Source organism: Streptomyces sp. 135 (genome assembly GCF_020026305.1).
Lineage (GTDB): Bacteria > Actinomycetota > Actinomycetes > Streptomycetales > Streptomycetaceae > Streptomyces.
This window is the reverse complement of the sequence record NZ_CP075691.1, coordinates 612096-623555: the sequence shown is the minus strand read 5'-3', so window position 1 is coordinate 623555 and position 11460 is coordinate 612096. Positions and strand designations below refer to the sequence as shown.

The 11460-nt window shown below is 72.7% G+C and carries 10 protein-coding genes; 5 read left to right on the top strand and 5 right to left on the bottom strand.

Going from position 1 to position 11460, the window contains the following annotated elements; genetic code table 11:
• Positions 1-14: 14 nt before the first annotated feature.
• Entirely contained in the window at positions 15-698 is a 684-nt protein-coding gene (locus tag KKZ08_RS02870; protein ID WP_223772915.1) for a M15 family metallopeptidase, read from the top strand.
• Here KKZ08_RS02870 and KKZ08_RS02865 read toward each other — a convergent pair.
• From KKZ08_RS02865 to KKZ08_RS02850, 4 genes are all read right to left on the bottom strand, one after another.
• Positions 695-2029 carry an aldehyde dehydrogenase family protein gene (locus tag KKZ08_RS02865; protein WP_223772914.1) on the bottom strand — a complete coding sequence of 445 codons (1335 nt, stop codon included), beginning with the start codon at positions 2027-2029 and terminating at the stop codon, positions 695-697. The genes KKZ08_RS02870 and KKZ08_RS02865 overlap by 4 nt on opposite strands.
• On the bottom strand, positions 2029-2637 hold the full coding sequence (locus KKZ08_RS02860) for a TetR/AcrR family transcriptional regulator (protein WP_223772913.1): 609 nt from the start codon (positions 2635-2637) through the stop codon (positions 2029-2031). The genes KKZ08_RS02865 and KKZ08_RS02860 overlap by 1 nt, the downstream gene beginning before the upstream one ends.
• A 3-nt stretch (positions 2638-2640) precedes the next feature.
• Positions 2641-3336: a type 1 glutamine amidotransferase domain-containing protein gene (locus KKZ08_RS02855; protein ID WP_223772912.1), complete on the bottom strand. Its 696-nt coding sequence runs from the start codon at positions 3334-3336 to the stop codon at positions 2641-2643.
• A gap of 174 nt (positions 3337-3510) precedes the next feature.
• Positions 3511-4065, bottom strand: coding sequence for a TetR/AcrR family transcriptional regulator (locus KKZ08_RS02850; RefSeq protein WP_223778887.1), 555 nt, complete (start codon positions 4063-4065; stop codon positions 3511-3513).
• Between the two features lie 267 nt (positions 4066-4332).
• On the opposite strand from KKZ08_RS02850, the gene KKZ08_RS02845 reads away from it, so the two are divergent.
• The 4 genes from KKZ08_RS02845 to KKZ08_RS02830 are packed head-to-tail and all read left to right on the top strand — an operon-like array spanning position 4333 to position 9155.
• Entirely contained in the window at positions 4333-4875 is a 543-nt protein-coding gene (locus tag KKZ08_RS02845) for a 2Fe-2S iron-sulfur cluster-binding protein (RefSeq protein WP_223772911.1), read from the top strand.
• Complete coding sequence (locus KKZ08_RS02840) at positions 4872-5864, top strand: xanthine dehydrogenase family protein subunit M (protein WP_223772910.1); 993 nt, start codon at positions 4872-4874, stop codon at positions 5862-5864. The genes KKZ08_RS02845 and KKZ08_RS02840 overlap by 4 nt, the downstream gene beginning before the upstream one ends.
• Entirely contained in the window at positions 5861-8014 is a 2154-nt protein-coding gene (locus KKZ08_RS02835; protein ID WP_223772909.1) for a xanthine dehydrogenase family protein molybdopterin-binding subunit, read from the top strand. The genes KKZ08_RS02840 and KKZ08_RS02835 overlap by 4 nt, the downstream gene beginning before the upstream one ends.
• A complete protein-coding gene (locus tag KKZ08_RS02830; protein WP_223772908.1) occupies positions 8007-9155 on the top strand; it encodes an XdhC/CoxI family protein in 1149 nt (382 codons plus the stop codon). Before KKZ08_RS02835 ends, KKZ08_RS02830 begins: the two co-directional genes overlap by 8 nt.
• On the opposite strand, the gene KKZ08_RS02825 is transcribed toward KKZ08_RS02830, so the two are convergent.
• A complete protein-coding gene (locus tag KKZ08_RS02825) occupies positions 9145-11364 on the bottom strand; it encodes a sialidase family protein (protein ID WP_223772907.1) in 2220 nt (739 codons plus the stop codon). The genes KKZ08_RS02830 and KKZ08_RS02825 overlap by 11 nt on opposite strands.
• Positions 11365-11460 lie beyond the last annotated feature (96 nt).

Sequence of the window (11460 nt, the reverse complement as noted above, 5' to 3'; positions counted from 1 at the left end):
CGAAGGGGCCGAGCATGCCGCCGATCATCCTCATGAACGATCCACGGATCGTCGACATCCCGGTCCACGAATGCGGTGAGGCCTTGGTCGACCTGCGCCATCTCCCCTTCGTCGACGTCGACGACCGTCTCGCCGACCCGGCGGGGGCCTACGCCCAGCTGCGCGAGGGCGTCGTCTGGCGCCTGGCCCGCGCCGCCCGGCTGCTGCCCGAGGGGCTGCGGCTGCTGGTCACCGAGGGCTACCGCCCGCTCGACCTGCAGATCAGGTACTTCGAGGAGTACGCCGCCGAGCTCAGACGCGCGCACCCCGAGTGGTCGGCCGACCACCTTCGCCGCCAGACGAGCCGTTCCCTCTCGCCGCCCGAAGTGGGACCGCACGTCGCGGGCGCCGCCGTCGACGTCACGCTGTGCACCACGGCAGGGGACGAACTCGACCTCGGCACACCGGTGAACGCCAGCCCCGAGGAGAGCGACGGCGCCTGCTACACCGACACCGACCGCATCTCCGCGGCGGCCCGCCGCAACCGCCGCACGCTGAGCGCGGCCCTGGTCACGGCGGGCCTGGTCAACTACCCCACCGAGTGGTGGCACTGGTCCTACGGCGACCGCTACTGGGCCCACCAGACCAGCACGCCCGCCGCCCGCTACGGCCCTGCGACCTTCGCGGCGCGCAACGGCGGCCGGGGCGTCTCCTCCTAGGCCAGGGGGACGTCGAGACGGGCGCGGCGGTGGCTGAACGTGGCGATGGAGTGCGGGCCGTGGTAGCTGCCCATGCCGCTCTCGCCGACGCCGCCGAAGGGCAGGTCGGGCACGCGCAGGTGGGCCATCGGCAGCCCGAAGCCGAGCCCGCCGGACGAGGTCTCGGCGGCGAGGCGCCGCCGGGTGGTCTCGTTCTCCGTGAAGCCGTAGAGGGCCAGCGGCTTGTCGCGGTCGTTGATGAAGGCGATGGCCTCGTCCAGGTCCGCCACCTCCACGATGGGCAGGACGGGGCCGAAGATCTCCTCCCGCATGACCGGGTCGTCCCCCGTCACACCGGTCAGGACGGTCGGCGCGATGTACACGTCGTCGCGGTCCGTCCGTCCGCCGAACGCCACCGTCCCGGAGTCGAGCAGCGCCGCGACGCGGTCGAAGTGCCGCTGGTTCACCATGCGGCCGTAACCCTCGCCGCGCTGGGGGTCCGCGCCGAACATGCCCTCCACGGCTTCGGCGAGGGCGGCCGCGAGGGCGCGGGCGGTGGCCGGGTCGGTCAGGACGTAGTCCGGCGCGACACAGGTCTGTCCGGCGTTGCGGAACTTGGCGTCGGCCAGGCGCTTGGCGACCGTGGCGACATCGGCGTCCCGGTCCACGAACACCGGCGACTTGCCGCCCAGTTCGAGCGTGACGGGAGTCAGGTGCTCGGCGGCGGCCCGCATCACGATGCGGCCGACCGTGCCGTTGCCGGTGTAGAAGATGTGGTCGAAGCGCTGGGCGAGCAGCTCCGTGGTCTCCGGCACGGCGCCCTCGACGACGGCGACCGCCTCGGGGTCCAGGTAGCGCGGCACGAGGCGGGCCATCAGCGCGGAGGTGGCGGGGGCCAGCTCGCTCGGCTTGAGGACGACGGCGTTGCCCGCGGCGAGCGCGCCCGCCACGGGGACCATGGAGAGCTGCACCGGGTAGTTCCAGGGCGCGATGACCAGGACGGTGCCCAGCGGCTCGTACTGCGTACCGGCCGTGGATCCTTCCGGAAGGCCGGCGAGGGCTTCCCGGTCGAGCGGCGTCGGGGTGAGCCACCGCTCCAGATGGGCCAGCGTGTGGTCGACCTCGCGCACGGGGAAGTCGACCTCGGCGGCGTACGCCTCGGGGCGCGGCTTGCGCAGGTCGCTGTGGAGCGCGTCGGCGATGGCCTCGCGGTTCTCCGTGAACAGCGCCCGCAGCCGGGTCAGCTGCTCCATGCGCCAGGCGAGCGGCCGGGTGCGGCCGGTGGCGAAGGTGGCGCGCAGCCGGGCCACGAGGGCCGCGGTGTCTTCGGTGGGGGTGACGGCGGTGGTCATCAGGGGGTTCCTCGGGGGTTGCTGGGAGTGGGGGGAGGAGTGCGGGAAGCGCGGGGAGCGCTCGGGACGCCGAGCAGGCCGGTCGCGAGCGTGGCGGTCGCCGGGGCCAGCAGGTCCCGGGCACCGGGCATCGACTCCAGGCCGATGACCATCGCCACACAGATGTCGGCGGCCTCACGCGGCTCGACGCCCTCGGCCGTTCCCGCTTCGGTGAACAGTGCGGTCAGGAGATCACGCAGGTCGGTGGTGAACGCCGTACAGATCTCGCCGAACAGCCGGGCCTTGCCGTCGAGCAGCTCGGTGGCGTGTGGGGAGTCGCCGGCCAGCTGGAGCACCAGGTCGAGCTTGGCGGCCAGTACGCCGTGCAGCCGCTCGTCGTAAGGGGCGTCGGACGCGGCCGCCGCCCGGGCCCGCCGGAGCGCCTCCTCGTGGAGTCGTCCGGCGAGCCGGCGGAAGGCGTCGTCCTTGTTGCGCACGTACTGGTAGACGGCTGACCGGGACACGCCCATGGCGGAGGCGATGTCGTCCATCGTGGTGCGCCGGGCGCCGTACCGCGTGAGGCAGGCGTAGGCGGCGTCGAGGACCTCGTCGAGCCGGTCGGAGCCCATGGCTCAGGCCAGCTTCTTCAGCAGCTCGGCGGCGAGCGGCGCGGAGGAGGCGGGGTTCTGGCCCGTGACGAGGTTGCGGTCGACGACCACCTTCGGGGCCCAGGGCTCGCCCTCCTGGAAGTCGGCGCCGACCTCGACGAGACGGTCCTGGAGCAGCCACTTGGCCCGCTCGGCGAAGCCCGCCTGGGTCTCCTCGGCGTTGGTGAAGCCGGTCAGGCGGTACCCGGCGAAGGCGTTCGAGCCGTCGTCCTTCGTGGCGGCGAGCAGGGCGGCCGGGGCGTGGCAGACCACGCCGAGCGGCATGCCGATCTCCAGGGCGAGGGCGAGGAGCCTGCCGGAGTCGGCGTTGACGGCGAGGTCTTCCATGGGGCCGTGGCCGCCGGGGTAGAAGACGGCGGCGTAGTCGGCGAGGTCCACCTCCGCCAGCTCGGTCGGGCCCTGGAGCTCGGTGAAGGCGGCGAGCGAGGCGGCGACCTTGTCGGCACCCTCCTGGCCGCCGTTGGCCTCGGGGGCGAGGGAGCCGCGGTCGACGGTGGGAACCACGCCGCCCGGGGTGGCGACGACTACCTCGTGCCCGGCGGCCTTGAAGGCCTCGTAGGGGGCCACGGCCTCCTCGGCCCAGAAGCCGGTCGGGTGGCGGCTGCCGTCGGCCAGTGTCCAGTGGTCGGCGCCGGTGACAACGAAAAGGATCTTCGACATGGTGTGGTCTCACTCCGAGAGTCCGAGAGTCTGACGTTCTGTGTTCAGATCGTCAGTACGGCGACATCTCGAAGGTAGATCGATCGGACATAACTATCCAATGCGGAAACCAATGGGAGGCATCGGAAATCCGATGGGACGGCGCGGAATACGCCTCCTGGGGGCTGGGGGGGCTCAGCGCCCGGGAGCGCCGGCCCGCAGTCCGTCCATGACGAGATCCATGAGGCGCCCCGCGCGCGCCTGCCAGTCGCTCTGCGGGTCGATCTGCCAGAGCCCGGCGATGGCGAGCAGGAAGTCGTCGGGGGTCACGCCCGGGCGGATGGTGCCCGCTTCCTCGTTCGCCTTCAGGAGGTGCGCGACGGCCTGGGTCAGCGGGCCGTGGCCCACCCCGGACAGGCTGCCGAGCGCGCTGGTCGCCCGGCGTATGGCGTCGGCCAGGCCCGCCTTGGCCATGGCGTACTGGGCGAGGCGGTCCATCCACTCCCGCAGGGCCTGGTCGGGGGTGCGGCAGTGGAGCAACTGGCAGGCCGCGTCGCACACTTGCTGCACTTCGTAGCGGTAGACCTCCAGGACGAGTGCCTCGCGGTTGGGGAAGTTGCGGTAGAACGTCCCCTGGCCCACACCCGCCTTCTTCGCGATCGCGCTCAACGGCGCGTCGCTCGACCGCGTCAGCTCCATCAGGGCGACTTCCAGGATGCGTTCGCGGTTGCGCTGCGCGTCCGAGCGCATGGGCGCGTCCTTGTGGTGCCCCACTCGCTCTCCTTCCGCGCCTCGCGGCCGATACGGCCTTGCTAAGCGGACAGGTGTCCACTAAGTTCGACGACTGATGGGCAACTGGACAACTGTCCACTTAGGGCAACCATAGCGCCAGATCCGGCCGCTGGGGACAGCCCGCGCCCCGAGAAACCCCTCTCCTTCTCCTGTACAGCGCCACCGCCTCCCGAACCTCCCGCCGGGACCGCCTCGTTCGACGCCATCCGCGAAAGAAGGCTGCTCATGGCTCCATCGACGACCAGTGCCCTCACCCTCAACATCAACGGTGAGAAGCACACACTGTCCGTCGACCACCGCACCACCCTGCTCGACGCGCTGCGCGAGCGGCTCGATCTCACCGGCACCAAAAAGGGCTGCGACCAGGGTCAGTGCGGCGCCTGCACGGTGCTGATCGACGGCCGCCGCGCCGTCTCCTGCCTCCAGCTCGCGGTCGCCGCCGAGGGGCGTGAGATCACCACCATCGAGGGCGTCGCCGACGGCGACCGGCTCCACCCCGTGCAGCAGGCCTTCCTCGACCTCGACGGCTTCCAGTGCGGGTACTGCACCCCCGGACAGATCTGTTCGGCCCTCGGCGTGATCGAGGAGCACGCGGCGGGCTGGCCGAGCGCCGCCACCGAGGACGTGCGGCCCGAAGCGGGCGTGCCCGAGCTCACCGCGGAGGAGATCCGCGAGCGGATGAGCGGCAACCTCTGCCGCTGCGGTGCCTACGTGTCGATCGTGCAGGCCGTCGCGAAGGCCGCCCGCGCAGAAGAGGAAGCGATATGAGGGACTTCGCGTACCAGCGCGCCCACGACGTGAGCGGCGCGGTCGCCCTGCTCGGCGCCGACCCCGAGGCCCGCTATCTCGGCGGCGGCACCAACCTCGTCGACCTGATGAAGACCGGCGTCGAGCGACCCGCGCGCCTGGTCGACGTACGCGAACTGCCCCTGGACGGCATCGAGTCCACCGCCCAAGGCGGCCTGCGCATCGGCGCGACCGTCACCAACAGCGACCTCGCCGCCCACCCCGAGGTCCGCCGCCGCTACCCCGCGCTGGCGCAGGCCGTCCTCGCGGGCGCCTCCGGTCAGCTGCGCAACATGGCGACCGTCGGCGGCAATCTCCTCCAGCGCACCCGCTGCGGCTACTTCACCGACCTGAGCAAGCCGTGCAACAAGCGCGCCCCCGGCACCGGCTGCTCGGCCATCGAGGGCGAGCACCACAACCACGCCGTCCTCGGCGCCACCGAGCACTGCGTGGCCACCAACCCCTCCGACATGGCGGTGGCGCTCGCCGCCTTCGACGCCGTCGTCACGTACGAATCGGCCGACGGCACCGGTGAGTTGCCGCTCGCGGAGTTCTACCTCCCGGTGGGCGACACCCCGCACCTGGAGACCGCGCTGCCGGCCGGCGCGCTGATCACCGGTGTCATCCTGCCGCCCGTCCCGGTCGCCGCCCACTCCCGCTACCGCAAGGTGCGCGAGCGTGCCTCCTACGCCTTCGCCATCGGCTCCATCGCCGGCGCGCTCGACGTCCATGACGGTGTCGTACGTGAGGTGCGACTCGCCTTCGGGGCGGTCGCGTCCCGGCCGTGGCGGGCGCGGGAGGCCGAGCGGGTCCTGACCGGGGGCCCGGCGGACGCCGAGGCGTTCGCCGCCGCCGCGGACGCCGAACTGGCCGCCGCGCGGACGCTCCCCCACAACGCGTACAAGGTGACGCTGCTGCGCAACCTCGTCGTGGCCCTGCTGACCGAACTCACCGAGGAGGCCGCCCGATGACCACGACGACCGGACCCACCGCGGTGACGGGCTCCGTCGGTACCGCGCACACCCGCATCGAGGGCCTCGACAAGGTCACCGGCGCCGCGCGCTACGCCGGCGAGATCCCCTTCACCGACCTCGCCCACGGCTGGCTCGTGCTGTCCACCATCGCCCGCGGCCGTATCCGCTCCGTCGAGACCGAGCCCGTCCTCGCGATGCCCGGTGTCCTGAGTGTCCTGCACCACGGCAACGCGCCGCGCGTCGACGCGGACTACCAGGGCATGCTGGGGCGCCCCGACCCGATCGTCGGGGTCTTCCAGCACGACCGGGTGCCCTTCGTGGGCTGGCCGGTGGCGCTCGTCGTCGCCGAGACGTCCGAGCAGGCGCGGGAGGCCGCCGAGGCCCTGGTCGTCCACTACGACCAGGAACCGCACGACATCGAGTTCTCCGCCGGGCGCCCCGGCACGTACACGCCGGACACCGACGGCATGCTGGTGGAGAAGGGCGACCTGGAGGCCGAACTGGCCGCTTCCACGCACGTCGTGGACGCCGAGTACACCACGCCGGAGGAGCACCACAGCCCGATGGAGCCGCACGCGGCGACCGCGCGGTGGGACAGCGGCCGTCTCGACGTGGTCGACTCCAACCAGGGCAGCACCTGGATCGCGGACGAGCTGGCGAAGCTGTTCTCCCTCGACCCGTCCTCGGTGCGCGTGCGCTCCGAGCACGTCGGCGGCGCCTTCGGCTCCAAGGGCCTGCGGGTCCACCAGGTCTGCGCCGTGATGGCGGCGACCGTCCTGGACCGCCCCGTCCGCGTCGTGCTGACCCGACGCCAGATGTTCTCCCTCGTCGGCTACCGCAGCCCCACCGCGCAGCGCGTGCGGCTCGGCGCGGAGCCCGACGGGCGGCTGCGCGCCTTCGACCACCAGGGCCTGAGCCTGAGCTCGACCGTCCATGAGTTCGTCGAGGCAAGCGCCGGGTTCGGGCGTCCGATGTACGCCGCCGACGCGCACCACAGCGTCAACCGCGTCGTACGCCTCGACGTGCCGACGCCGACCTGGATGCGGGCGCCCGGCGAGGCCCCCGGGTCGTTCGCGCTGGAGTCCGCGCTCGACGAACTCGCCGAGAAGTGCGGCATGGACCCCATCGCGCTGCGGGCCCGCAACGAACCGGCGGTGGGGCCCGTCTCCGGGCTGCCGTTCAGCAGCCGCAACCTCACCGCCTGCTTCGACGAGGGCGCCCGCAGATTCGGCTGGGCCGGCCGCGACCCGCGCCCCCGCACGCGCCGCGAGGGCCGCTGGCTGATCGGCACCGGCACGGCCGCCGCCACCTTCCCGGTGCTCGTCGGCCCGGCCACGGCGGCCGTGACGGCGCAGGCCGACGGGACGTTCACGGTGCGCATCACCGCGGCGGACGTCGGCACCGGCGCGCGGACCGCGCTCACGCTGATCGCCGCCGACGCCCTGGAGGTGGCGCCGGACCGCGTCAAGGTCCACATCGCCGACAGCGACTTCGGCCCCGCCATGATCGCGGGCGGTTCCATGGGCACCCGGTCCTGGGGCTGGGCGGTCACGGCAGCGGCGCGCGAGCTGCGCGAGAAGCTGGTACCCGGCGGCGACATCCCGGCGGAGGGCATCACCGCGCGCTCCGACACCAGCGCCCTCCTCGGCACCCTCTCGCAGAAGGAACGCCACTCCTACGGTGCGCAGTTCGCCGAGGTCGCCGTGGACGTCACCACCGGCGAGGTCCGCGTACGGCGCATGCTCGGCATCTTCGCCGCCGGCCGGATCATCAACCCGCTGACCGCGCGCAGCCAGCTGGTCGGCGGCATGACCTGGGGCCTGTCCATGGCGCTGCACGAGGAGGCGGTCAGGGACCGGGCATCGGGCGCTCCCGTCGGCCCCGACCTCGCGGGCTACCACGTCGCCGCGCACGCCGATGTGCCGCACATCGAGGCGGACTGGGTGGATGACCCCGACCCCGAGGACCCCGTGGGGATCAAGGGCATCGGCGAGATCGGCATCGTCGGCGCGGCCGCGGCGATCGCCAACGCGGTCTGGCACGCGACCGGCGTCCGCCACCGGAACCTGCCGATCCGCCCCGACCGTGTGGTCGAGGACGGCCGGCCCGAGGGAGCTGTGACCGAGGCGGGCGGCAGCGGTGCTTGACATCGCCGCTGAACTGCACCAGTGGGTTCAGGAGGGCCGGGACTTCGCGGTCGCCACCGTCGTGGACGTCGGCGGCAGCGCACCGCGCGGTCCCGGCGCCGCCCTCGCCGTCGACAGCGAGGGCACGGCGATCGGCTCGGTCTCCGGCGGCTGCGTGGAGGGCGCGGTGTACGACCTGTGCGTCAACGCCCTCCAGGACGGCACGGCCACGGTCGAACGGTTCGGCTACAGCGACGAGGACGCCTTCGCGGTCGGCCTCACCTGCGGCGGCGTCATCGAGGTGCTCGTCACCCCGGTGACCCGGGACGCGCCGCACAGGGCGGTGCTCGCCGCCGCCCTGTCGGCCGCCGCCCACGGTGAGCCGGCCGCCCTGGCCCGCATCACCCGCGGCCCCGCCGACCTCCTCGGCAAGGCGCTCCTGGTCCGGGCCGACGGGACGTACGAGGGCAGCCTCGGCGGGCACCCGGAACTGGACCGCACGGCGGCGGGGGAGTCCCGCGCCCTCCTGGCGGCCGGCCGCACCGGCGAGTTCACCGTCTCGGAGAGCGGCTCGCGCTGCGGGAGTGCCCTGACGTTCCTGGTCGAGTCGAGCGTGCCGCCGCCCCGCATGATCGTGTTTGGAGCCGTCGACTTCGCGGCGGCCCTGGTCCGCGCCGGGAAGTTCCTCGGCTACCACGTCACGGTCTGCGATGCCCGCCCCGTCTTCGCGACGCCGCTGCGCTTCCCCGAGGCGGACGACATCGTGGTCGAGTGGCCGCACCGCTACCTGGAGCGGACCGGGACGGACGAGCGCACGGTGCTGTGCGTGCTCACCCACGACGCCAAGTTCGACGTGCCGCTGCTCGCCGCGGCGCTGCGGCTGCCCGTCGCGTACGTCGGCGCGATGGGTTCGCGCCGCACCCACGAGGACCGCGACCGCAGGCTCCGCGACGTCGGCGTCACCGAGGAGGAACGCTTGCGGCTGCGCTCGCCGATCGGGCTCGACCTCGGTGCCCGCACGCCCGAGGAGACCGCCCTGTCCATCGCGGCGGAGATCGTCGCGGCCAGACAGGGCGGCACGGGCCTGCCGCTCACCGGTTCACGGACGCCGATCCACCACGAGGCGCCCGTGAACCGCCCTCAGCGGGTGGTCAGTTCGTAGACAGTTCGTAGAACCCCCTGCCGAACGTGGCCGCCAGCAGGCGGTGGTGCCCGGCGTCGTACTCGATGTCGTCCACGGGGACCGCGGGCATGCCCCGGCCGAGGCGCGACCACACCGGCTTGCCGGAACGGGAGGTGAACACGCCCTGGTCGGTGCCGATGTGCAGCCGCCCGCCGTGCCCGAGGACGAGGTCGTTGACGGGCGCGTCCGGGAGGTTGCCCGACAGGTTCCGCCAGCTCCTGCCGCCGTCCGAACTGCCGTACACATGCGCTTTGTTGGACCCTGAGCGGTAGGCGGAGTGGGTGGTGTACACGCGGTCGGGGTCATGCGGGTCGACCACGACGCGGGTCACCCAGGAGCGGCCCTCGGCCAGTTTCGTCCAGTGCGCGCCGAGGTCCTTCGTGACCCAGACCCGGCCGTCGTCGGTGCCCGCGTAGAGCGTGCGGCCGTCACCGGCGGGCGCGATCGAGGTGATCGTGCCGTAGTTGGCGTAGAGCGGGTCGGGGCCCGGGCCCCCGGACAGGTCGGGGCTGACGGGCTGCCAGGTCACACCGCCGTCCGTGGAGCGGTTGACCACCTCGGAGCCGTAGTAGAGGACGCTCGGGTCCTTCGGGTCGAGGACGACGGGCGTGAACCAGTTGCGGCGCTTGAACGTCGTCTTGTCGGCGAAGTAGGTGAGGGTGTCACCGCCGTCCGTGGAGCGGAAGCAGTTGCCGTACTGGTAGCAGGCGAAGACCTTGTTCACGTCCGTCGGGTCGATCAGGTTCTCCTCGCCGTCGCCGCCGAGGTATTCGTTGAAGCGGGGCCCGCCCCAGGAGCGCAGCGAGCCGTTGTCCTGGGAGCCGCCCGAGATCCGGCCGGTGTCCTGCGGGGTGAGGGCCGCGCTGTACAGCTGGGTGTACGGCTCGTGCCGTGCCTTGGTCCAGCCGCCGTCGCCGTTCGCGTCGGAGCGGTAGACGCCGCCGTCGTTGCCGAGGTAGACGCGGCCCGGCCTGCGCGGGTCCCACACCATCGCGTGCTGGTCGACGTGGATGCTCGTGTCGTCGGCGCTCCAGGTGGCGCCGCCGTCCTTCGTGGTCATCAGAGGAACGCCCGCCACGTGCACGTGGTCCGCGTCCTTAGGGTCGGTCCACACCTTGCCGAACCACCAGCCGAACGACGACTGCGAGTCGGTCAGCTTCTGGTCGGCCGGGGTGCGCCGCCAGTGGTCGCCGCCGTCGGTGGACGCGTAGAAGCCCTCGAAGGAGCCGCTGGTCTTGTTGACGATCGCGTACGCCTTCTCGCCCGCGACCGCGAGGCCTATCCGGCCCACGTCCGGCCCCTGTGCGGGCAGTCCGCCGCCGAGCCGCCGCCAGCTCTTGCCGTCGTCGTCGCTGCGGAAGATCCCGGAGCCCACGCCGCCGTAGGTGCGCAGCTCCGGCGTACGGCGGTGGTCCCACAGCACGGCGTACAGCCGCTTGCCCCGGACGACGATCTCGGTGGCCCCGGTGAAGTCGTTGGCGCCGGACAGGATCCGCCGCCAGGTCTTGCCGCCGTTCTCCGAGCGGTAGACGCCGCGGTCACCACCGCCGTTGTAGAGGGAACCCGCCGCGGCCACGTAGATGCGGCGCGGGTTGCGGGGATCCACTGTGATCGCGCTGATGGCACCGGAGTCCCGCAGCCCGATCCGCCGCCAGTTCCTGCCCCCGTCGGCGCTGCGATAGAGACCGGTGCCCTCGTACGTGATGCTGCCGCCGCCGGGATTGGGCTCGCCGGTGCCCGCGTACAGGGCGCCGTCCGGCCCGGTGGCGACCGCGCCCATGGCCTGGGTCCAGCTGTCGGGCCAGGCGGACTTGAAGGTGCGGCCCGCGTCCGTGCTGCGCCAGACACCGCCGCTGGCCGCGGCGGCGTACAGGGTGTCGGCCCGCTTCGGGTCCAGGGCGAGCGACACGATCCGGCCGCCGATGTTGGTGGGGCCGAGCGCCTTCCAACGGCTGCCCGTGGTGGGCAGCTCGCGTGCCTGCGCGGCGGCGTTCTCGTGGGCGTGCCGGGGGATCGGCTCGCCCGGCACGGTCTTCTGCAGGTAGCGGTACTCGGCCGGTGCGGCGGGGCCGCGGACCGGGCGGTAGACATCGCCCGGTCCCGGCGGCGCCGCGCCCGCCGGTGGAGTTGCCAGGAGGACGACGCCCGCGAGCGGGGCGAGGACCAGATGAAGCAGGCGTCTGCGCATGGGCACCCTCTTCTTCGTCATGGCCAGAACAAGCCGTGCTGACGTTACGAGAGGGTACGAAGGAGCAGAAGGGCGGAAGTTGGCCTTTGTGACGGA